The organism is Baia soyae (genome assembly GCF_004341445.1).
Taxonomy (GTDB): Bacteria; Bacillota; Bacilli; order Thermoactinomycetales; family Thermoactinomycetaceae; genus Baia; species Baia soyae.
This window is the reverse complement of the sequence record NZ_SLXV01000015.1, coordinates 1-22,758: the sequence shown is the minus strand read 5'-3', so window position 1 is coordinate 22,758 and position 22,758 is coordinate 1. Positions and strand designations below refer to the sequence as shown.

Genomic DNA, 22,758 nt, shown 5'->3' with positions numbered 1-22,758 from the left:
TCTTGTAAGCCCACAGATCCAGGCGGATCGTAGGAGAGTAAAAAACATTCATGAGAACAAATAAGTGGAGACGAACCGCATGATTGCCTAGGATACATGCAGTTCGACCCAATTTATCTCAAGTGTTTCATCGTTATTTGCAAATCGCTACTGTTGCTGCACCGACATCAATGCCACACGTTTTACCTAGCTCTCTCATCGAGAACCCGTGCACAACAGGGATTCCCCGAGCCTGACACATTGAGGAGATCAAGAGCTGAATCTTTTGATCTGCATCATCTGCTACAATCACTTCTACAGCAGACAGATTCTCAACGGCCTTTTTCGTTTGCTTGGTTCCAATCGCCATTGCTTTTGCTACTTTCACTTTTTCATAAGACATCAAGTCATCAGCCCTCCAAAGTGAAACGTTCCAAGCACACGAGTGTATCTTACCACCCGTTATTCGCAATGTCAACAACATTGTACTTCCATCTAACCTAATCGATAAGCACGGAATCAGACGCTTGAAGATCATTTACTTCATTCGCCATCTTCACCTGTAGATTGCGATAACGAGACATACCCGTACCAGCAGGAATAAGCTTACCGATAATAACATTCTCTTTCAGACCTAGCAAGCGGTCCACTTTTCCTTTGATTGCCGCATCGGTTAGAACACGGGTCGTCTCTTGGAAGGAAGCAGCCGACAAGAAGGATTCCGTTTCTAGAGAAGCTTTGGTAATACCTAACAAGAGTGGACGAGCAACAGCAGGCTCTTCGCCACGTAGAAGTACATCACGGTTTGCAGCTTCAAATTCATGTATATCTACCACAGAACCTGGTAGAAGAACCGTTTGACCTGCATCTGTAATCCGGACTTTTCTCATCATCTGACGAATCATAACCTCGACGTGCTTATCGTTAATTTCTACCCCTTGTAAACGGTATACTTTTTGGACCTCTTGCAAGATATAACTTTGAACGCCATGTACACCTTTGACACGAAGCAATTCCTTTGGATCAATCGAACCTTCCGTAAGCTCGTCACCAAATTGAACTTCGTCGCCGACAACTACACGAAGTCTTGAGCCATATGGAATCAAGTGTACTTTGCTTTCTACTTCATTTTCCACTTCAACTTCACGACGATCTTTTACCTCACGGATATCGGTTACCTTACCTGTAATCTCACTGATAACAGCTTGACCTTTTGGATTACGAGCTTCAAATAGCTCTTGGATACGAGGCAAACCTTGCGTAATATCGTCACCCGCTACCCCTCCAGTATGGAAGGTACGCATGGTCAACTGAGTACCAGGCTCACCAATCGATTGAGCCGCGATGATCCCGACAGCTTCACCGATTTCCACCTGTGTGCCAAGTGCCAAGTTACGCCCATAACATTTCTTACAAACCCCATGCTTCGTACGACAACTTAGAACCGCACGAATGACTACTTTCTCAATACCAGCCTCTACAATCTCTTCGGCATGTTCTTCCGTAATTAGTTCATTACGATCCACAATCACATGGCCATCCGTTGGATGTTTGACTGTCTCAAAGGATGTACGACCTACGATACGGTCAAATAACTCCTCGATAATCTCATTGCCATCATGAATGCGGGATACTCGCTGACCGCGATCCGTTCCACAATCCGTTTCACGAACAATAACATCCTGCGCTACGTCTACAAGACGACGAGTGAGGTATCCAGAGTCAGCTGTACGAAGGGCAGTATCCGCCAAACCTTTCCGCGCACCGTGAGTAGAGATAAAGTACTCTAATACAGTCAAGCCTTCACGGAAGTTCGTACGAATCGGACGCTCAATAATTTTACCAGCTGGGTTCGCCATGAGTCCGCGCATACCCGCAAGCTGGGTAATCTGTGATACGTTACCCCGAGCACCCGAGTTTGCCATCATAAAGATTGGGTTGTATTTACCCATGTTCTTCATCAAAACTTCGGTCACACGATCTTTTGTCTTACTCCAGATGGAGATAACACGTTCATAACGCTCATCATCGGTAATGAGACCACGGCGATACTGCTTCACGACTGCATCTACCTGTTGATCTGCTTCTTTCAAAATATCATATTTCGCAGCAGGAACGTTTACGTCCGATACAGCCATCGTGATACCCGCACGCGTGGAGTACGTATATCCAAGTTGCTTCACTTTATCTAGAACGACAGAAGTCATCATCGTTCCAAAACGACGGAAACATTCTGCGATAATAGCACCCATATCTTTTTTCCGCAATGCACCTGGATCTGGTAGTGATTGAATAAACTCACGAACATTCGTACCTTTTTCAAACATAAAGTGCTGATCACTTGTTTGAACAAAGTTCTTTTTACCAGGCTCATTAATATACGGGAATTCTTCTGGGAAAACTTCGTTGAAGATCAACTTACCAGGAGTCGTTACTAGCAATGCTCCCTCTTGAGCTTCTGTGAAGGAGGTTTTCTTCAACGTTTTGGCTGGAATTGCAATACGGCTATGCAACGTTACATATCCATGTTGATAAGCGTTAATTGCTTCTGCAATTGATTGGAAAACAGAGCCTTCACCCTTTTCTCCTTCTTTTTGCATGGTAAGGTAGTAACAACCAAGTACCATATCCTGAGAAGGTGTTACGACAGGTTTGCCGTCTTTTGGGTTCAAGATGTTTTGCGCCGCTAGCATCAGTAAGCGAGCTTCCGCCTGAGCTTCTGCAGATAATGGTACGTGAACCGCCATTTGGTCACCATCGAAGTCCGCGTTATACGCAGTACATACGAGTGGATGAAGACGGATCGCGCGACCTTCTACCAAGATTGGCTCAAATGCTTGAATTCCAAGACGGTGAAGCGTAGGTGCACGGTTCAACAGAACAGGGTGTTCACGAATCACTTCTTCTAAAACGTCCCATACTTCTGGATGAACTCGTTCTACTTTTCTTTTCGCACTCTTAATGTTATGAGCAAGCCCTTTTGCGACTAACTCTTTCATTACAAATGGTTTAAAGAGTTCCAGTGCCATCTCTTTTGGAAGACCACATTGGTACATCTTGAGGTTCGGTCCTACAACGATTACGGAACGACCCGAGTAGTCTACACGCTTCCCAAGCAAGTTCTGACGGAAACGACCTTGTTTCCCTTTTAACATATGAGAAAGGGATTTCAATGGACGGTTACCAGGACCTGTTACAGGACGACCACGACGACCATTATCAATCAGTGCGTCTACTGCTTCTTGAAGCATCCGTTTTTCGTTTTGGACGATGATATCAGGCGCTCCAAGATCAAGTAAACGTTTGAGACGGTTATTACGGTTAATCACACGACGATAGAGATCATTCAAATCGGATGTAGCAAAACGTCCTCCATCCAATTGCACCATTGGGCGCAGTTCTGGTGGAATAACCGGCAATACATCGAGAACCATCCAGTCTGGTCTGTTACCAGAACTACGGAATGCCTCTAGTACTTCCAAACGTTTTACAGCACGATTCCGGCGCTGTCCTTGAGCTGTCGTCAACTCTTCTTTGAGGCTATCCACTTCTTTTGTGAGATCGATATCAGCAAGCAGACGGCGAATCGCTTCTGCTCCCATCTTCGCTACAAAAGAGCTACCATATTTCTCGCGATAACTACGGAATTCTTTCTCAGATAGAAGTTGCTTCTTTTCAAGTGGGGTTTGGCCTGGATCGACAACCACATAGGAAGCAAAGTAGATTACTTCTTCCAACGAACGTGGAGACATATCGAGAACAAGACCCATACGGCTAGGAATTCCTTTGAAGTACCAGATATGGGAAACAGGCGCAGCTAGCTCAATATGCCCCATACGTTCGCGACGGACTTTTTGTCTGGTTACCTCTACACCACAACGATCACAGACAACACCTTTATAACGAACGCGTTTGTACTTCCCACAGTGGCACTCCCAGTCCTTCGTAGGACCAAAGATTTTCTCACAGAAAAGCCCTTCTTTTTCTGGCTTTAATGTACGGTAGTTAATTGTTTCCGGCTTCTTAACCTCACCACGAGACCAAGAACGGATTTTTTCTGGCGAGGCCAGACCGATCTTCATATACTCAAAGTTATTCACATCGAGCATGTGGGCATTCCTCCCTCTGGGTTCCTCCTAGCCGGAGAAGTGATGCTGACAAGCTCACCTCTCCACATCTAGGACTACGAAACGGACCGAGGTCCTTCATCATTGCCTTCTAGATCAAAGTGAAGCCTTTCATTGCCTGGCTCATCATCTTCGTCCAACTCACGCATTTCGATTTCTTCTTCGTTCTCAGCAAGAATTTTTACATCCATACCAAGAGATTGAAGTTCTTTGATCAATACTTTGAATGATTCAGGAACACCAGGTTCTGGTACATTTTCACCCTTGACAATCGCTTCATACGTCTTCACACGACCCACTACATCATCCGACTTAACAGTCAAGATTTCTTGTAGTGTGTATGCTGCGCCGTATGCTTCGAGTGCCCATACCTCCATCTCTCCGAAACGCTGACCCCCAAATTGAGCTTTACCACCCAATGGTTGTTGAGTAACGAGAGAGTATGGACCTGTAGAACGAGCATGGATCTTATCATCAACCATGTGCGCAAGTTTGATCATATACATGACCCCAACTGTGACACGGTTTTCAAACGCTTCACCTGTTCGTCCATCGTACAACATCGTCTTACCATCGCGGTCTCCGCCAGACTCTTGAAGAGCATCAAATACCTCATTTTCACGAGCTCCGTCAAATACTGGAGTCGCCATATGAAGACCTAGTGACTTCGCCGCCATACCGAGATGGACTTCCAAGACTTGTCCGATATTCATCCGCGAAGGAACACCCAGAGGATTTAAGACGATTTGTACAGGTGTACCGTCTGGCAAGAATGGCATATCTTCTTCCGGCATAATCCGTGAGATAACACCTTTGTTACCATGACGTCCCGCCATTTTATCCCCTTCAGAAATCTTACGCTTCTGCGCGATGTAAACACGTACAAGTTGATTTACACCTGGTGGCAATTCATCACCGTTTTCACGAGTAAACACTTTCACGTCCACGATAATTCCGTCTTGACCGTGTGGTACGCGGAGTGAAGTATCACGAACTTCACGTGCCTTCTCACCAAAGATTGCATGCAAAAGACGCTCTTCAGCCGTAAGTTCCGTTACCCCTTTTGGAGTTACTTTCCCTACTAAGATATCTCCTACTTTAATCTCAGCACCGACACGAACAATCCCACGCTCGTCCAGATTCCGCAAAGCATCTTCACCCACGTTTGGAATGTCACGCGTGATTTCCTCTGGACCTAGCTTCGTGTCTCGCGCTTCTGATTCATATTTTTCAATATGGATCGAAGTATAGACATCCTCTTTTACTAGTTTCTCACTTAAGAGAATCGCATCCTCGTAGTTGTAACCTTCCCACGTCATAAAGGCTACGACAACGTTTCGACCAAGAGCCATTTCTCCTTGTTCGGTAGATGGACCATCAGCTAGAACAGCACCTTTTAGTACTTTCTCACCTTTGCTGACCACAGGGCGTTGGTTAATACAAGTACCTTGGTTCGAACGAGAAAACTTGGTCAATTTATATTTATCCAAGTCACCTTTTACAAGACGACCATCCAATACTTGCTCCTTACGAACCCAAATCTCGTTAGCCGTAACGCGCTCGATTGTACCCGGATTCTTCGCTAGGATCATAACACCAGAGTCTGCCGCTGCTTTATGCTCCATACCTGTACCGATAAATGGAGATTCAGGAACCAATAATGGTACCGCTTGGCGCTGCATGTTAGAACCCATCAAAGCACGGTTGGAGTCGTCGTTTTCCAAGAATGGAATACACGCCGTCGCTACCGAAACAACTTGTTTTGGGGATACGTCCATATAATCGATGCGATCTTTTGTAACAGTTAGAAGCTCATCACGATAACGAGTGATAACCCCAGGCGTGAGGAAGTTACCTTCTCCATCAATCTCTGCATTTGCCTGAGCTACATAGTAGTTATCCTCTTCATCTGCAGTTAGATAATGGATTTCTTCTGTCACTTGGTTCGTATCTGGATTTACACGGCGATATGGTGTTTCAATAAAGCCATAATTGTTAATACGAGCAAAACTGGACAAGGAGTTGATCAAACCAATGTTCGGACCCTCCGGTGTCTCAATCGGGCACATACGACCGTAGTGAGAGTGGTGGACGTCTCGAACTTCGAAGCCCGCACGCTCACGAGTCAAACCACCAGGCCCAAGTGCTGATAGACGACGCTTATGAGTTAACTCAGCCAATGGGTTGGTTTGGTCCATAAACTGGGACAACTGGCTAGAACCAAAAAATTCTTTGATCGAAGCAATAACCGGACGAATATTGATCAATGCTTGTGGTGTGATCGCATTGGCATCCTGAATGGACATCCTCTCACGAACCACACGCTCCATACGAGATAGACCGATGCGGAACTGATTCTGCAATAGCTCCCCAACAGAACGTAGGCGACGATTCCCCAAGTGATCGATATCATCGGTATCTCCTACACGGTGTAAGAGATTAACAAAGTAGTTAATCGATGAGATGATATCAGCAGGTGTGATATTTTTCACAGACATATCAATTTCTGCATTGGAAATCACTTTAATTACTTTCTCTTCATCAATTGGAGAGAAAATATGAATCGATTGTAAATGGATTGGACCTTCATCAGGTACTCCACCACGTACAGTCGTTTCTGTTAGACCGTATGGGCTTTCGCCTGTTAAAGCAGGTAATAATTTATCAAGTACCCGACGCTCAAGCACTGTACCTGCTTCTGCTAAAACTTCACCTGTTTCAGGATCAGCAATGGCTTCGGCTAGCTTTTTATTTAATAAGCGATTCTTAATGTGTAACTTCTTATTCATCTTGTAACGACCTACGCTTGCTAGATCATAACGTTTTGGATCGAAGAAACGAGAGAACAGAAGACTACGAGCATTATCTGCCGTTGGTGGTTCACCTGGACGAAGACGCTCATAGATTTCAATTAACGCTTTTTCAGTGTTGCCCGTGTTGTCTTTATCTAATGTATTGCGCACATACTCATCATCACCTAATAGATCGATGATCTCAGCATCAGAACTAAAGCCTAAAGCACGCAAAAGAACCGTCACAGGAATTTTTCTTGTACGATCGATTCGCACATAAATAATATCCTTCGCGTCGGTTTCCAACTCCAGCCATGCACCGCGATTCGGAATCACTGTAGCTGTATAAGTTGGCTTACCGTTTTTGTCGACTTTCGTGTTATAATACACACTAGGTGAACGAACCAACTGGCTGACAATGACACGTTCCGCTCCGTTGTAAATAAACGTACCTGTTTCAGTCATGAGCGGGAAATCACCCATGAAAACTTCCTGCTCCTTCACTTCGCCTGTTTCTTTATTAATCAGACGAACTTTTACGCGTAGTGGAGCCGAATAGGTGACCTGATTATCTTTCGCTTGTTCTACGTTGTACTTGGGTTCTCCCAGATTGTAGTCAACAAACTCCAATACGAGGTTTTTCGTAAAGTCTTCAATCGGCGAAATGTCATGAAACATCTCACGGAGACCTTCTTCTAAGAACCATTCGTAGGATTTTTGTTGAATTTCAATAAGGTTGGGTAATTCTAGTACCTCTTCAATGCGGGCATAACTTCTTCTTTGCCGCCGACCGTACTGGACAAGTTTACCAGCCAAACAAATTCCCCCCCCGGATCCAGACGCAATCTGTTGCGTACTAAGGATAAAAGCGAAAAAAGAAAAATGGGTCGAATTACCACATTTTTAACTATAAAGTAGTCTATTTTCCTATCTTAACCAGTGATTTCCATATTTAAACAAATCTCACTAGTTTTCCTGTAATGGCACAAAAAAATGCAGGAAATATCATCTAAACTAGACTTTCTGCATTTTATAACACTAGCACAGGCCGATTTCGTTTGTCAATCAAATTACAAAATTTCTCAGAAACCAGCTCGAATTACCCAGTACCCCTTTTTTCGTTCCACTACATCCACAGATGGAAATAGATCATGCAATCCTGTACATGCTGACTCTGCACCTTGTTGCTTACGAATCACAATCCAAAACGAACCGGAGTCTTGTAGATGTTTTTTCGCCTCAGCAAACATCTGGTAGATCACTGCTTTCCCTGTTCGAATCGGTGGATTTAATAAGATACAGTCAAACTTCATGCCAGCTACTTTTTCGAATCTATCACTGACGAAAATATTCACTCGCTCGGAGAGTCGATTAGATACAGCATTCTTCTTCGCGAGTTCAACAGCACGCTCATTTATATCAACCATCGTAACTCGGATGTTAGGATTCGTTTTTGCAATCGATAAACCAATTGGGCCATAGCCGCAGCCTAGATCAAGTACAAGCTGTGCCCCTTCTAAATCTACCGATTCAATCAAAAATCGACTGCCAAAGTCTAGCCCCTTCTTCGAAAACACACCTGCATCTGTCTGAAAGGACAACTTTTCTCCTCGAACAATCACTTCAAAATCGCGATCCTCTTTTTTAGAGGTAGGATTCTTCGAGTAGTAATGATCACTCATCTAGACAGCCTCCTATATAGAAATGACCCGCCGACCGATGACGACGGGCCAAACTGGAACGAAAGTTAATTACTTAACTTCTACGTTAGCACCAGCTTCTTCTAGTTTTGCTTTGATTGCATTTGCATCATCTTCGCTAACTGCTTCTTTAACTGGTGCAGGTGTTCCATCAACAAGTGCTTTTGCTTCTTTCAAGCCAAGGCCTGTGATTTCACGAACTGCTTTGATTACGTTGATTTTGCTGTTACCAGCGCTTGTTAGGATTACATCGAACTCAGTTTGTGCTGCTGCTTCAGCTGCTACTGCGCCGCCACCCATTACCATAGGTGCTGCTGCAGTTACACCAAATTCTTCTTCAATTGCTTTTACAAGATCGTTCAATTCTAGAACGCTCATAGTTTTGATCGCTTCAATGATTTGTTCTTTAGACATTGAGTTATACCTCCCAGTAAATTTATCAATAAAATTTTTTCTTACATAATCAATAATCTAAGCGAAAAGAAAATTACCCTTACGCCTCAGTAGTAGCTTCTCCGTCTTTATCTGCAACTGCTTTAACAGCAAGTGCAAAGTTACGGACTGGAGCTTGCATAACAGAGAGAAGCATGGAAAGAAGACCTTCGCGAGATGGAAGTTCAGCAAGAGCTTGGATATCTTCTAAGCCAACTACTTTCCCCTCTACTACGCCACCTTTAATCTCCAACGCTTTGTTATCTTTTGCAAACTTATGAAGAACACGTGCCGGTGCTACAACATCATCGTAGCTAAACGCAACTGCGCTTGGACCAGTCAAATATTCACCAAGTTCACTCAAACCAACTTGCTCAGATGCACGACGAGTCATCGTGTTTTTCAGAACTTGAAGTTCTACACCAGCCTCACGCAATTCTTTACGAAGTTCGTTTGTTTGTTTTACAGTTAAACCGCGGTAGTCAGCAACTACAGTCGTTTTACTACGCTCTAGCTTAGAAACGATATCAGCTACCACAAGTTTTTTCTGTTCAACCGCTTTGGACATAGGGGACACCTCCTTAAAGAGTTGTAGGAAAAAGAAAAGCCTTCGTAGACAGTCGAAGGCCAAGGGTTTTATCAAAAAAACACCTCGGTAGGGAACATTAAGTGCTCCAAGCACCCCTACTGTCTACGGTTCTATTCGATTTCAATCAGCTTTATCAGTTTACAAGAAACTGTAAGCCTTTGTCAAATAAAAGCCTAATCTATTATTAACGACCAGAAAAGCGAAGTGCGTTAACAGATACTCCAGGACCCATGGTCGAAGAAACTGTTACACTTCTCATGTATGTGCCTTTCGCAGCCGCTGGTTTCGCCTTTGTAAGAGCATCAGCAAGAGCTTGCAAGTTTTCAGCGAGTTGTGCTTCTGTGAAGGACACTTTACCGATTGGAGCATGAATGATACCTGCTTTATCTCCACGGTACTCGATTTTACCTGCTTTGATCTCGTTGATCGCTTTTTCGACTTCAAATGTTACTGTGCCTGTTTTTGGGTTTGGCATAAGACCTTTTGGACCGAGAACACGACCCAAGCGACCTACTTGTCCCATCATATCAGGAGTTGCTACAACAACATCGAATTCGAACCAACCTTGTTGGATTTTGTTGATGAGATCCTCATCCCCTACATAATCCGCTCCAGCGAGTTCAGCTTCTTTTGCTTTCTCACCTTTAGCAAAAACAAGTACGCGTTGTGTTTTACCAGTACCATGCGGTAAAACAACAGCACCTCTCACTTGTTGATCTGCTTTTTTGGTATCAATACCTAAGCGGAATGCAGCTTCAACAGTTTCATCAAATTTAGCTGTAGAAAGTTCTTTTACGAGAGTAAGCGCTTCGGCTACATCGTATTGTTTGAAACGGTCTACTTTCTTGGTAGCTTCCAAGTATTTTTTACCATGTTTAGCCACTTCAATTCCTCCCTTCGTGGTTGTAACGGATGATCCTCCCACTTACCTAGACAATCGTGGCAGAAAGCCTAGGCAACGAAGACGTTATTAGTCTTCGATGACGATCCCCATGCTACGGGCAGTGCCTTCTACCATACGCATAGCGCCTTCTACATCAGCTGCGTTTAGATCCGGCATTTTTGTTTCAGCAATTTCGCGCACTTTGTCGCGTTTAACGGTTGCTACTTTTTTCTTGTTAGGCTCTCCAGAACCGGATTCGATTCCAGCAGCTTTTTTCAAGAGAATTGCAGCTGGTGGAGTTTTTGTAATGAAGGTGAATGAACGATCTTCAAATACAGTAATCTCCACAGGAATGATCATGCCTGCTTGATCAGCAGTACGAGCATTAAATTCTTTACAGAATCCCATGATGTTAACACCAGCTGCTCCGAGAGCTGGTCCAACAGGTGGCGCTGGGTTAGCTTTGCCAGCAGGGATTTGTAGCTTGACCACTCTAAAGACTTTCTTGGCCATCGCTAACTACCTCCTTCAACACAATGTGGTATTTTGCGGGGAATTCCCCTCCCACGGTCACAGCAAGCGCACAAACGCTTCTGTTCCGCCTTAAGCGGCTGGGTAATAACTATAACAATCTATCACACTTTCAGGAGAAACAAAAGTTTTTCCTGATGTTAAATTTTTTCCACTTGGAAAAATTCTAGTTCTACTGGTGTTTCTCTACCGAACATGTTGACTAACAACTTCAACTTACCATTTTTGGCATCGACTTCTTCAATCAGTCCAATGGTACCCGCAAATGGACCCTCTTTGACACGTACAGATTCTCCTACCTCGTAATCTACGATGATCTGAGCTTCATCTACGCCCATCGAAGCAAGAATGACTTGAACCTCGTCTGGTAAAAGGGGCGTTGGTTTCGAACCAGCACCAGAAGAACCAACAAAGCCGGTTACACCTGGTGTATTCCTTACTACATACCAAGAGTCGTCTGTCATGACCATTTCGACTAGGACATACCCAGGAAACACTTTTCGCATGACAGTCTTCTTCTTACCATCTTTCAGTTCCGTCTCTTCTTCCATAGGAACGAGTACGCGAAAAATCTTATCTTGCATCTCCATTGATTCGATGCGCTTCTCTAGGTTTGTCTTTACCTTGTTTTCGTAGCCGGAATACGTGTGAACGACATACCAATTCTTTTCCATGTAATCCAGGGTAGCTTACCCTGTCCCCCCTTACGACAATCGATTCAAATCAACCTATTTTTTTGGAATCAAATTCAATATCTCCTGAATCCCTAAATCAACTAGGAACAAAAAGATGGTTAGAACAACAACAGTAGATACAACGACTAATGTGTAGTTAACCATTTCCTTACGGGATGGCCAACGAACACGTTTGAGCTCTTGAACGCTACCGCTAAAGAAACCCACAGTACCGCCCACGCTTTTCTTGATACCACGTCCGATATTGGCAAGAAAAGTCATATTGTCACCCCCATCTTTCCTTAAGGAAGAAGTTATTACTTGGTTTCACGATGAACAGTATGAGTGTTGCAACGAGGGCAATACTTCTTCAACTCCATACGATCTGGATGCTTACGCTTGTTTTTGGTCAACGCATAGTTGCGCATTTTGCAAGTCACGCAAGCCATAGTAACGTTTACGCGCATTGAAAAACACCTCCCCTACAAATATCAGTCCGATCAAATCATGATGGTAAATGATTAGAAAACACCCAAGTTAATTTATCATAACCTCGCATGCTCTGTCAATGAAAGCCTATTTCTTACCCATTATTGGTCAAATTTTCTTGATAGAAACAAAAAGGAATTTGTCCTTTTTTGTCGAATGAAATAAAAAACAGGCTGGACCCCTGTTTTTTATTTCATTCGTTATTTTCACTGTTATAGGGAGATCTCCCTTACTTCTAAGTAGCGTTCTAGTTTTCTCTTCACACGTTGTAGCGCATTATCGATGGACTTTACATGACGGTTTAGGTCCACGGCAATTTCTTGGTAGCTTCGCCCATCTAAGTATAACATCAACACTTTTCGCTCGAGGTCACTTAAAATTTGGGAAATTTGATCCTCGATATCGCTATATTCTTCTTGATTAATATAAATCTCTTCTGGATTCAGCCTGCCACCGGTGAGCGTATCGTACAGAGTGCGATCAGAATCATCGTGGCTAGGCTTGTCCAATGAGACATAAGAATTAAGCGGAATATGCTTTTGACGAGTTGCTGTCTTGATGGCTGTGATAATTTGTCTGGTTATGCAAAGCTCAGCAAAAGCTTTAAACGACGCCAGCTTGTCCCCACGAAAATCACGTATTGCTTTATACAAGCCAATCATGCCTTCTTGCACAATATCTTCATGGTCTGCTCCAATCAGGAAATAGGAGCGAGCTTTAGCTCTAACAAAGTTCTTATACTTATGAATCAAGTATTCGAGGGCTTCTTGGCATCCAATCCGAACTTCTTCTACCAGCTCTTCGTCTGGTAATGTTTTGTACTCGACGACCTTCTCATACTGAATAGCATTACTTGTTTGTAGGTCTACACTCACTGCGATCCCCCCGGCAAAAGTAGCATGTAAACCGCATGTAAGGCTATTATATCTGAAATGAAACAAAATCGTCAATTTTCCACCTATTTTTTCCTTCTTAACTTTTCGAATTCTTTCTGCAAATTAAGAGACAGATAATCCCCTAGCTTATTTTTCGGACTCGTTGACTCCTGAGTCCGCAAATCTTCCCCTAATTGCACCCTCGCACTTCGAATCTGCTCTAACAGCTCCCTTGAGGAAACCCGATACGCCCCTTGGCCAAATACCATTCGCTGTTCCAGATAATCAGAAGTCGCAACAAAGATTCTGCGATGTGGATTTTTAGATTTACGTACAAACTGCTCAATGTATTCATCCGCCGTCTCATCTTTACATGTAAAGATGACTTCCACCTTTTCTTGTATTTTTTGCACACGCGCTCCGGGAGTCTGATGGGCATCAAATACGACATACACTTTACGGCCTGTCATCGCCTGATATTCAGATAGCTGGCTGATTAACTGGTTTCGTTGTTCCTCTAAGCGTCGTTCCTTCCGATGAATGTTTGACTGGAGGCCGATCACATTATAACCATCCACCACCAGCCATTCTTCACGCCTGCTAGCCATTGTTCCGTCCTAGCGCTACTTGATACATACAAATCCCGGCAGCCACAGATGCGTTTAGGGAAGAAACACGCCCCTTCATAGGGAGCCTTACTAGGTAATCACACTTTTTCTTCATTAACTGACTGATTCCTTGCCCTTCATTACCGATAACGAGCGCCACTGGCATGTCAAAATTTACTTGATTGTAGGATTGTTTGGCCGCTCCATCTGTTCCCACCAACCAAATACCTTCTTTTTTTAATTCATCCGCAACCCGGTTCAAATTGGTAACTTGTGCCACTGGAACATACTCAATCGCTCCGGCAGAGGTTTTTGCTACCACAGAGGTAAGGCCCACTGCACGACGTTTTGGAATCACGACACCGTGAACTCCCGCAGCATCGGCCGAACGAAGGATCGAGCCCAAATTATGCGGATCTTCAATCCCATCAAGTAAGAGTAAAAACGGCATTTCACCTTTTTTCTGAGCACGTTTTAAGATCCGCTCTACTGTGCTATATTCATAAGCCGCAATCTGAGCTGCGATTCCTTGATGGTTTCCGCCATCCGCTAGTTGATCCAACTTCGAACGAGGCACCCATTGATACGAAATCTTTTGATCCTCTAATTGTTTGAGAATGTCGGCAATCGTCTTCTTCTGAACCCCTTCTGCCACAAATACCTTCTCAATATGCCGGCCCGAGCTAAGCGTCTCTGAGAGAGCCTGTCTGCCAATAATCCAATCTGTTCCCATGATGATCTCCTCCTATCATTCACACGCTGCTATAATTTGCTTCATTAATTGTTCGAGTCTCTCTTGCCGACTCGATAGATACAGATATCCAATCAATGACTCTAAGCCTGTACTATAGCGATACTGCGCTACCGAAGCACTTTTCGCCACACTACCTGATTTGGCATTACGTCCTCGACGAAACACATCCGCTTCTTCCTCTGTCAATTCACTTTCAATAATACGACTCGCTTTTGCTTGCGCCACTGCCGATACATATTGGATAGCTCTTTTTTGTAGTTCATTCGGCTTAACCACTCCAATGGCAAGAAGGTGGTACCGTACATACACTTCATACACGGAGTCCCCTACATATGCTTGTAATAGGGGATGGATATGAGATGGGGACTTATCTAGGCCTGCTCCCCCCATCCCTAACAAATACGGATTTATTTTCTCTTCCATCGCACACCTTGAGGAGTATCTTCTAGGATAATCCCCTGCTCCAATAATTGATTACGAATCGCATCTGCTAGAGCAAAATCGCGATCCTTTCTAGCCTGCTGCCGTTCTTCAATGAGCGCTTCGATTTCATCTTCCAAAGACTTCCCATCGCTATGAATCAACCCTAAAATAGTTCCGGCAAACGTTTCAAACCACTTTACTACAAGTTTGCCCGTTTCTTCTGTGATTACTTCTCGAGACACCAAATCATTTGCCAGCCTAACACCATCAAACACGACCGTAATCGCATTAGCAGAGTTAAAATCATCACTCATCTCTGCTACAAATCGGCTGGTTAAATCCTCTAATTGAGACACAATGCTTCCATCTACTTCTCCAACTTGTGCAGACAGGGTGCGGTGCTGTAGATTTTCATAGGCTGTCTGGATGCGAGATACACTCTCATCTGCTTGTTTGAGCGTATCTTCCGTGAAATTCATTGGGTTCCGGTAATGAGTCGATAACAAGAAATAGCGCAAAGCAAGTGGCTGGAAATGTTTACGCAACTCTACTACACTCATGACGTTTCCAATTGATTTAGACATCTTTACATTGTTCATATTGATAAATTCATTATGCAGCCAATAACGAACAAACGTCTCACCTGTCATCGCTTCACTCTGGGCAATTTCGTTTTCATGGTGTGGGAAGCAAAGGTCAATTCCTCCAGCATGTATATCCAAAGTATCCCCAAGATATCTGCGAGCCATAGCTGAACATTCAATGTGCCATCCCGGACGCCCCGTCCCCCATGGAGTATCCCAACTAATTTCACCTGGCTTCGCAGCTTTCCATAGCGCGAAATCGAGTGGACTCTCCTTTAAATCATTCACTTCTACACGAGCACCCGACTTCAAGTCTTCTAATGAATGATGCGACAGGCACCCGTATCCTTCTTTTTTCAAGGAGCGGTAGTAGACATCGCCGTTTGTTTCATAGGCATATCCTTTTTCGATTAGCCCCTGAATAAATTCAATCATCTCTTGAATGTTTTCAGTAGCCCGTGGATGAGTGGTTGCCCTTTTTACTCCTAGGGAATCCATATCCTCAAAGTATGCCTCAATATAGCGCTCGGCAATTTCTGGCACCGATAACCCTGTCTCAATCGAAGCATTAATCAAACGATCATCTACATCGGTGAAATTTTGTACATAGTTTACCTCATATCCGCGATACTCTAAGAAACGCCTTGCTACATCGAAGAATACAAAACAGCGAGCATTCCCGATATGAATATAACTATAGACGGTTGGACCACAAACATACATACTAATCTTATTTTCCTCTAGGGTGGTAAGAGTTTCTTTTTGTCTAGTCAGTGTATTGAACAGCTTGATTGTCATGGTTGTTACCTCCTTGTTGTCCTTCTGATATCAGCTTCGTTTGTCCATTTTGTGCTTGTTTTAAGCGTTCTATTTCTTGTTTTAGCAACCCGATTTCTCCCTGTAATCCACGAAACATCTCTGCTACAGGGTCTGGGAGGTTTACTTGGTCGAGATCCGTTTGAACCCGAACCCCATCCTGAACCACAATTCGTCCAGGAACACCTACAACCGTTGAGTTTGCAGGTACCTCCCTTAACACAACCGAACCTGCTCCAATGCGAGCGCACCGTCCAACACGGATCGATCCTAAGACCTTAGCACCTGAGGCAATGAGTACATGATCCTCAACCGTGGGATGGCGTTTTCCCTTTTCTTTTCCTGTACCGCCTAATGTAACTCCTTGATAGATGGTTACGTAGTTGCCGATCTCACATGTTTCCCCGATTACCACACCCATCCCGTGATCAATAAAACATCCAATCCCTATTTTGGCACCTGGGTGGATTTCGATACCTGTATGGAACCGATTACTCTGTGAAATCAAACGAGCAATCAGGTACCAACCTTTCTTATAAAACCAATGCGCTACTCGATGAGCCCAAATCGCATGTAACCCTGCATACGTAAAAATGACTTCAATCGTATTTCTTGCCGCTGGATCTCGATCAAAGACAGCTTGGATATCTGCCTGAATCGCTCTCCGAATTGCGCCCATTTTACTCAACCATGACATACAACGTTCTCCCCTCATCTGTCGAATAAAACAAAAAACCGTCTCCATAGCACAGTTGCTACAGAGACGGTTTGCCCGCGGTTCCACTCTGTTTGAATCCACCCATCAAAAGTCGATTCCCCTTAAGTCCTTGATAACGGTAGGATACCGAACTCCTCTACTGAGATAGTCAACCGATCAACCATCTGTTTGAGAAATTAGCTCTTGGGGGCACTTCTAGATGACATCGCTAAGGCCGTCTCACCGCTCGACCTCTCTCTGAAAACAACGATCATCTATACTTTTCCCAATCATCGCAAACCCGTATGAATTTAACTCTATTCTCTCTGATTCTAGGAACGTTTGTCAACGAAGCTTTGTAAACGTTTTACAACTGTGTCTTTTCCTAGAAGCAAAATCGTTTCAGTCAAGTCTGGACCGTGTGTCTCTCCAGAAATCACCGCACGCACTGGCATAAAGAGCTGCTTTCCTTTAAAGCCAGTCTCTTTTTGCACTGCTTTAAACATGGATTTAACAGTTGCCACATCTAATTCATCTTGCGCTTGAACTTGTGAGACATAGCTTGAAATAACCGCCAGCACAGAATCCTCAGCCAGAATTTGCTCAGCCTCTGAAGAATAGTGAATATCTTGGCGGAAGAAAATATCCGATAGCTCCACGATTTGGGATATCTCGTCCAACTGCTCTTGATAAAGCCCCACTAACCGTGTTATCCATTCCTTTTGCTCCGGAGTAAGGGAGGATGAAATTTTACCTGCCTTTTCTAGATAAGGTATGGCAAGATCCGTAATCCGTTCTAGGCTTGATTTCTTAATATAATAGTTGTTCATCCACTTCAACTTAGCTGTATCAAACGTTGCTGGCGACTTCGACACTCTCTCTAGGGAGAAGAGATATGTTAATTCTTCAAGGGTAAAGATCTCCTCTTCTCCTTCAGGAGACCAGCCGAGTAGTGCCAAGAAATTCACAATCGCTTCTGGTAAGTAACCAAGATCACGATATTGGCTAATAAATTGAACAATCGATTCATCACGCTTGCTCATTTTTTTCCCTTCATGATTGAGAATCAACGGGATATGTGCAAACTTCGGTGCTTCAAATCCAAGCGCCTGAGCAACACATAGCTGACGAGGCGTATTAGAAATATGTTCTTCTCCACGAATCACATGGGTGATGTTCATCAGCGCATCATCAATCACAACCGCAAAGTTGTAAGTAGGGCGGCCATCCGGACGAACGATGATAAAATCGCCAATTCCATTGGAATCAAACTCTACATCACCACGTACGTAATCCGAAAAAGCTAGCATTTGATCAGGCAGAACAGCCAAACGAATACTCGGAACACGCCCTTCTGCTTGATATGTCGCAATCTGCTCCTCACTCAGATGACGATCCCATCCACTAAACTTCGGCGCTTCACCACGAGCCAGTTGTTCTTCACGCTCTTGCTCTAACTCAGCTTGGTTTGCATAGCTGTAGTAGGCTTTCCCCTCTGCTACAAGTCGATCCGCATACTCTGTATAGAGATCGAGGCGTTGCATACAACGATACGGCTCGCATGGTCCACCTTTTTCCGTTGATTCATCTGCAACGACGCCTAGCCACTCTAAGCCGTTCATTTGCTCTAAATCTGCACCTTCTATGTTACGTTCGGTATCTGTATCCTCAATTCGTAAGATGAATTGTCCGCCGTTCTTTTTGGCAAATAAGTAGCTGAATAGGGCAGTACGTGCTCCGCCAATATGTAAGTAACCAGTAGGGCTTGGTGCGTATCGAGTGCGAACTGTCATGGTTCTTCTCTCCTCGTAGTAAGTTAGTTAGTTTCGTTTTTATAGATAGTAGGATCAAATACTAAGTTCAAATAACTAAGTTCAAGTTCATTTTATCTTTTGGGGTATAGATAGCTTATCGTTCTGGCAGAAATGGTGCAAGTTCAGTACTCTTTCCGCCTTGCAGAGAAGTAGAAAAGACCGCTACAGCGGGTGGCTACGTGCGCGAGCAAAACTCGCAAAGTTCGCTCAAACATGTTGCTCGCTTCTTCCCTGCGCCACCCGCTTCCACTCTGAGAGGCGTCAAAGGTACATTCACTTGCACCATTTCTGTCAGATCGTATGCCTACACTATATTTTGTTTGTTTTCTGGCTCTGCCTATGACACATGCTTTTTTTGAAAATCGTTTGATTGTAAAGCTTCTACTTAGATTGTTGTTTAGCTAGTTATTTACTTGTTTTCAGTCCTTGCTAGGACCCTTTGCTCAATCGAGAGGAATTAGGGGCAATGTATCTGACCACTGCGATGTTAGTGAGTCTACCCAGCGCAGTCCTTAGAAGCGAGGGCGTTTTGTGGCAAATGTTTGAACGTTCTTTGCGAGTTTTTGCCACTTGCCCGAGCGGAGAAAGACGGAGCGGCCACACCCCACATCCCTGCAGGCTCACTATTGAGCTGTGGACAGATACATGCACCGAGCCCTGATTATCTAACAAGCCCATTACTCGATCACCGAATAACTCCCACTCCGAACACATCGAATAAACTCCCTAATCAGCCAGGCTTCATCCTTAAGCCAACTCATCACCCAAAACCTCAAAACTACCGTTTCTCCAACAACACAACCGCCATCGAAGCAATCCCCTCACCACGACCAGCAAACCCTAACTGTTCCGTCGTCGTAGCCTTCACATTCACCTGCTCCAACTCCGCCTCAAGCAACTCCGCAATCCGTTTCTGCATCAACGGAATATACGAAGCCATCTTCGGCTTTTGAGCGATAATCGTCGCATCTACATTTCCCAGACGATACCCCTTCACCTTCACCAATTCCCATACATGCGTCAACAACTTCGCGCTATCTGCACCTTTGTAAGCTGGATCCGTATCAGGGAAATGCTTACCGATATCTCCCATAGTAACCGCACCTAAAATAGCATCTGTAATCGTATGTAATAACACGTCTGCATCAGAATGACCAACCAGACCCTTTTCATACGGAATCTGCACTCCGCCTAAAATCAGAGGGTACCCCCCTGCTAACTGATGCACATCAAAGCCTTGTCCAATCCGAATCATACTTCTACTCTCCTAATCTCCCATATTTTCTCGGCAAGCACAAGGTCTTCAGGAGTAGTAATCTTAATATTATTATATTCACCTTCTACTACTTTTACAGGGAATCCCATCTGCTCGATCAACATTGAATCATCCGTCGCCCAATTCGGATCCTCAAGAGCCTTCTGATGAGCTTGTACAATTAAATCCCTACTAAATCCTTGTGGTGTCTGCACCGAGACCAATTCACTTCGCGCCGGGGTACTTGTGACCCAGCTATCACTATTTATCTGTTTAATTGTATCTTTTACAGGTACCGCTAAGATTGCTGCCTTGGTAGCCTTTACCTCTCGAATCAAACAATCCAGTGCTTCATGTGTGACAAACGGACGCACAGCATCGTGGATTAAAACCCAATCACTTTGGCAACGTTGCAATCCCATATATACACTCTCTTGTCTCTCTCGTCCACCTTCAACAATCGCCTTTACCTTAGCAAAGCCATATGGTCTGAGCATTTCTTCTGTCCCACGTATCTCTTCTTTTTTCGTGACCAAGATAATCTCATCCACCTGAGGATGGGTCTCAAAAAGCCGAAGTGTGTGAACCAAAATGGGCTGTCCATCTAGCAATAGGAACGGTTTACTCACCTTGCTACCCATACGCTTTCCTTGGCCAGCAGCGGGGATGACAACTCCAACACTCATGATCCATTCTCCTCATACATAAATAAAACAGTGCCCGCCGGCATCAGAAGACACCGTACGGGCTATTGTTTATTTCTTATTATAACGCACGCTCTAGGAGCTTGGGCTTAGCAAAAATCATTCTGCCTGCCGAGGTTTGAAGTACACTGGTTACAAGGACATCAATATGATCTCCTATATACTCCCGACCTCCTTCAATGACAATCATCGTTCCATCATCTAGATAGGCAACTCCTTGGCCATGCTCTTTTCCATCCTTAATCACTTGAACGTTAATCTCTTCACCTGGCAACACCACTGGTTTTACAGCATTGGCTAAGTCATTGATATTTAGTACGCTAACACCTTGTAGTTCACATACTTTGTTCAAGTTAAAATCATTGGTTACCACTTTACCTGATAGCACTTTAGCCAACTTGACTAATTTGCTGTCCACTTCCGCAACATCCTCAAAATCACCTTCATAGATTAATACTTTCATATTAAGCTCTTTTTGGATCTTATTGAGGATATCAAGCCCCCGACGGCCGCGATTTCTCTTCAATACATCAGAGGAATCCGCGATGTGTTGCAACTCTTCTAGAATAAAACTAGGAATCACGATCGTTCCATCTAGAAAGCCCGTCCGACATATATCGGCGATCCGTCCGTCGATAATGACGCTGGTATCCAAAATTTTGTGTTCAACGATATCTTGATTCTCTTTTTTCGCTTGTTTATCTCTTCCTTGTCGACCAAAAGTAATGATACTAATAAGCTCATCCTTTTTCTTATAACCGACACTAAAACCAAGATATCCAAACAAAATCGATACAATAATCGGTAAAACTCGTTCTACTCCTGGGATCGAAAGTTCAGAAATGGGTTGTTGAATTAAAAATGCAATAAGAAGACCCATAATTAAGCCAAATACACCAAATAAGCCATCCGCAGCTGGGATTTTTACAAGGTGTTCTTCAAACCACTTAATCCAGCTAATAACACTTTCCGAAACACGAATAGCTACTACAAATAAGAGCGCAGCCCCAATAAAAGCACCAACATAACCTGAAAACGGAACTTCTCCAAAATTCAGAGGAGATTCTTGAAGCACCCGAAAAAACTTCGGACCGAGTACCCAACCCGCGGATGCTCCTAGGAGTGTGAATGCTAATTGCACAAAACGATTCATCATGGGGCTTCACCTCCCCTCTCAAATCAAATCTAGTATTCAGTATAGACAAATTAATGAAATACAAACCTATTTTTACATCCAGCGCAAAAAATAAGGTGAAAATTCAAAGCTATGTGTGGGATGAAATAATTTCATCAATAAGTTCAAAAACCTGTTCAGCCTGTAAATCCCTAGCCAGCGCTAACTCGCTAATTAAAATTTGTCTTGCGTTGTCTAACATTTTTTTCTCACCGGTGGAAAGTCCTTTCTCCTCATCACGGAACATCAAGGAGCGAACGACTTCAGCAACTTCGTAGATATCTCCGCTTTTCATCTTGTCCATATTGGCACGAAAACGGCGGTTCCAGCTGGTTGTTTCTTCTTCTTCGAAATTTTTCATACGATCTAATACCTGATCTACCGTACTTTCGTCGACAACCTCACGCAGCCCGATACTATTGATACTCTGCAAAGGAACCATTACTTTAAGATCTCCAATTGGCATACGCATCACGTAGTATTGTTTACGTTCCCCTAAGATCTCACGCTCTTCAATGGATTCAATGATCCCAGCGCCGTGCATCGGGTAAACCACCTTGTCACCAATATTGAACAAATAGATCCACCCCCAGAGACAATATCTATTTCCAAGATATCACAACTGAAGATAGCTGTCAATGAATTTTAAAAAGAATATCTTAGCACATAACTTTTATGGGAGTCAATATCTTTTTGCATAATAAATAGCTTGTCAAAAATAAATAAGAATTCAATATATCTTGAAGGACACCACAAACATACATAATCGAGTAGGAGGGGGTGATTAACCCCCGACCTCTCACACCACCTAGCATGCGGTTCCGCACTAGGCGGTTCACTTAAGTCTGACGAATCCAA

At 43.8% G+C, this 22,758-nt stretch carries 22 protein-coding genes and 2 other annotated features; all 22 genes read right to left on the bottom strand.

Features of this window, described 5'->3' with window-relative positions; genetic code table 11:
- Nucleotides 1-133: 133 nt before the first annotated feature.
- Complete coding sequence (locus tag EDD57_RS06445; protein ID WP_131848693.1) at nucleotides 134-382, bottom strand: ribosomal L7Ae/L30e/S12e/Gadd45 family protein; 249 nt, start codon at nucleotides 380-382, stop codon at nucleotides 134-136.
- A gap of 97 nt (nucleotides 383-479) precedes the next feature.
- Nucleotides 480-4,088 carry a DNA-directed RNA polymerase subunit beta' gene (rpoC, locus tag EDD57_RS06440; RefSeq protein ID WP_131848655.1) on the bottom strand — a complete coding sequence of 1,203 codons (3,609 nt, stop codon included), beginning with the start codon at nucleotides 4,086-4,088 and terminating at the stop codon, nucleotides 480-482.
- 74 nt (nucleotides 4,089-4,162) lie between these two features.
- On the bottom strand, nucleotides 4,163-7,714 hold the full coding sequence (rpoB, locus tag EDD57_RS06435) for a DNA-directed RNA polymerase subunit beta (RefSeq protein WP_131848654.1): 3,552 nt from the start codon (nucleotides 7,712-7,714) through the stop codon (nucleotides 4,163-4,165).
- A 266-nt stretch (nucleotides 7,715-7,980) separates the two neighbouring features.
- A complete protein-coding gene (locus tag EDD57_RS06430) occupies nucleotides 7,981-8,580 on the bottom strand; it encodes a class I SAM-dependent methyltransferase (RefSeq protein WP_131848653.1) in 600 nt (199 codons plus the stop codon).
- A 69-nt stretch (nucleotides 8,581-8,649) separates the two neighbouring features.
- Complete coding sequence (rplL, locus tag EDD57_RS06425) at nucleotides 8,650-9,012, bottom strand: 50S ribosomal protein L7/L12 (protein ID WP_131848652.1); 363 nt, start codon at nucleotides 9,010-9,012, stop codon at nucleotides 8,650-8,652.
- Nucleotides 9,013-9,091: 79 nt separating this feature from the next.
- A complete protein-coding gene (gene rplJ, locus EDD57_RS06420; RefSeq protein WP_131848651.1) occupies nucleotides 9,092-9,598 on the bottom strand; it encodes a 50S ribosomal protein L10 in 507 nt (168 codons plus the stop codon).
- Between the two features lie 23 nt (nucleotides 9,599-9,621).
- Nucleotides 9,622-9,745, bottom strand: a sequence feature (ribosomal protein L10 leader region).
- Nucleotides 9,746-9,803: 58 nt separating this feature from the next.
- On the bottom strand, nucleotides 9,804-10,502 hold the full coding sequence (gene rplA / locus EDD57_RS06415) for a 50S ribosomal protein L1 (RefSeq protein ID WP_131848650.1): 699 nt from the start codon (nucleotides 10,500-10,502) through the stop codon (nucleotides 9,804-9,806).
- 87 nt (nucleotides 10,503-10,589) lie between these two features.
- On the bottom strand, nucleotides 10,590-11,015 hold the full coding sequence (gene rplK / locus EDD57_RS06410; RefSeq protein WP_072332875.1) for a 50S ribosomal protein L11: 426 nt from the start codon (nucleotides 11,013-11,015) through the stop codon (nucleotides 10,590-10,592).
- Between the two features lie 158 nt (nucleotides 11,016-11,173).
- Nucleotides 11,174-11,707, bottom strand: coding sequence for a transcription termination/antitermination protein NusG (nusG, locus tag EDD57_RS06405; RefSeq protein ID WP_131848649.1), 534 nt, complete (start codon nucleotides 11,705-11,707; stop codon nucleotides 11,174-11,176).
- A gap of 54 nt (nucleotides 11,708-11,761) precedes the next feature.
- On the bottom strand, nucleotides 11,762-11,989 hold the full coding sequence (gene secE, locus EDD57_RS06400) for a preprotein translocase subunit SecE (RefSeq protein WP_207896804.1): 228 nt from the start codon (nucleotides 11,987-11,989) through the stop codon (nucleotides 11,762-11,764).
- Nucleotides 11,990-12,024: 35 nt separating this feature from the next.
- Nucleotides 12,025-12,174, bottom strand: coding sequence for a 50S ribosomal protein L33 (gene rpmG / locus EDD57_RS06395; RefSeq protein WP_131848648.1), 150 nt, complete (start codon nucleotides 12,172-12,174; stop codon nucleotides 12,025-12,027).
- Between the two features lie 234 nt (nucleotides 12,175-12,408).
- Nucleotides 12,409-13,071, bottom strand: a complete 663-nt coding sequence (sigH, locus tag EDD57_RS06390) for an RNA polymerase sporulation sigma factor SigH (RefSeq protein ID WP_072332884.1) — start codon at nucleotides 13,069-13,071, stop codon at nucleotides 12,409-12,411.
- Between the two features lie 83 nt (nucleotides 13,072-13,154).
- Complete coding sequence (locus EDD57_RS06385; RefSeq protein ID WP_131848647.1) at nucleotides 13,155-13,679, bottom strand: NYN domain-containing protein; 525 nt, start codon at nucleotides 13,677-13,679, stop codon at nucleotides 13,155-13,157.
- Nucleotides 13,672-14,412: a 23S rRNA (guanosine(2251)-2'-O)-methyltransferase RlmB gene (rlmB, locus tag EDD57_RS06380; RefSeq protein ID WP_131848646.1), complete on the bottom strand. Its 741-nt coding sequence runs from the start codon at nucleotides 14,410-14,412 to the stop codon at nucleotides 13,672-13,674. The genes EDD57_RS06385 and rlmB overlap by 8 nt, the downstream gene beginning before the upstream one ends.
- A 15-nt stretch (nucleotides 14,413-14,427) precedes the next feature.
- Complete coding sequence (locus EDD57_RS06375; protein WP_243649466.1) at nucleotides 14,428-14,856, bottom strand: Mini-ribonuclease 3; 429 nt, start codon at nucleotides 14,854-14,856, stop codon at nucleotides 14,428-14,430.
- The gene (cysS, locus tag EDD57_RS06370) at nucleotides 14,841-16,238 is read right to left on the bottom strand and encodes a cysteine--tRNA ligase (RefSeq protein WP_131848645.1); all 1,398 of its coding nucleotides are present in this window, start codon (nucleotides 16,236-16,238) and stop codon (nucleotides 14,841-14,843) included. Before cysS ends, EDD57_RS06375 begins: the two co-directional genes overlap by 16 nt.
- Nucleotides 16,207-16,953 carry a serine O-acetyltransferase gene (gene cysE / locus EDD57_RS06365; RefSeq protein WP_131848644.1) on the bottom strand — a complete coding sequence of 249 codons (747 nt, stop codon included), beginning with the start codon at nucleotides 16,951-16,953 and terminating at the stop codon, nucleotides 16,207-16,209. Before cysE ends, cysS begins: the two co-directional genes overlap by 32 nt.
- Nucleotides 16,954-17,012: 59 nt before the next feature.
- Nucleotides 17,013-17,256: a binding site (T-box leader), on the bottom strand.
- Nucleotides 17,257-17,285: 29 nt separating this feature from the next.
- A complete protein-coding gene (gltX, locus tag EDD57_RS06360; protein WP_131848643.1) occupies nucleotides 17,286-18,746 on the bottom strand; it encodes a glutamate--tRNA ligase in 1,461 nt (486 codons plus the stop codon).
- A 799-nt stretch (nucleotides 18,747-19,545) separates the two neighbouring features.
- A complete protein-coding gene (gene ispF / locus EDD57_RS06355; RefSeq protein ID WP_131848642.1) occupies nucleotides 19,546-20,022 on the bottom strand; it encodes a 2-C-methyl-D-erythritol 2,4-cyclodiphosphate synthase in 477 nt (158 codons plus the stop codon).
- Complete coding sequence (gene ispD, locus EDD57_RS06350; protein ID WP_131848641.1) at nucleotides 20,019-20,708, bottom strand: 2-C-methyl-D-erythritol 4-phosphate cytidylyltransferase; 690 nt, start codon at nucleotides 20,706-20,708, stop codon at nucleotides 20,019-20,021. Before ispD ends, ispF begins: the two co-directional genes overlap by 4 nt.
- Before the next feature lie 79 nt (nucleotides 20,709-20,787).
- Nucleotides 20,788-21,882 carry a PIN/TRAM domain-containing protein gene (locus tag EDD57_RS06345; protein WP_131848640.1) on the bottom strand — a complete coding sequence of 365 codons (1,095 nt, stop codon included), beginning with the start codon at nucleotides 21,880-21,882 and terminating at the stop codon, nucleotides 20,788-20,790.
- Nucleotides 21,883-21,991: 109 nt separating this feature from the next.
- A complete protein-coding gene (locus EDD57_RS06340; RefSeq protein WP_131848639.1) occupies nucleotides 21,992-22,477 on the bottom strand; it encodes a CarD family transcriptional regulator in 486 nt (161 codons plus the stop codon).
- Nucleotides 22,478-22,758: the final 281 nt, after the last annotated feature.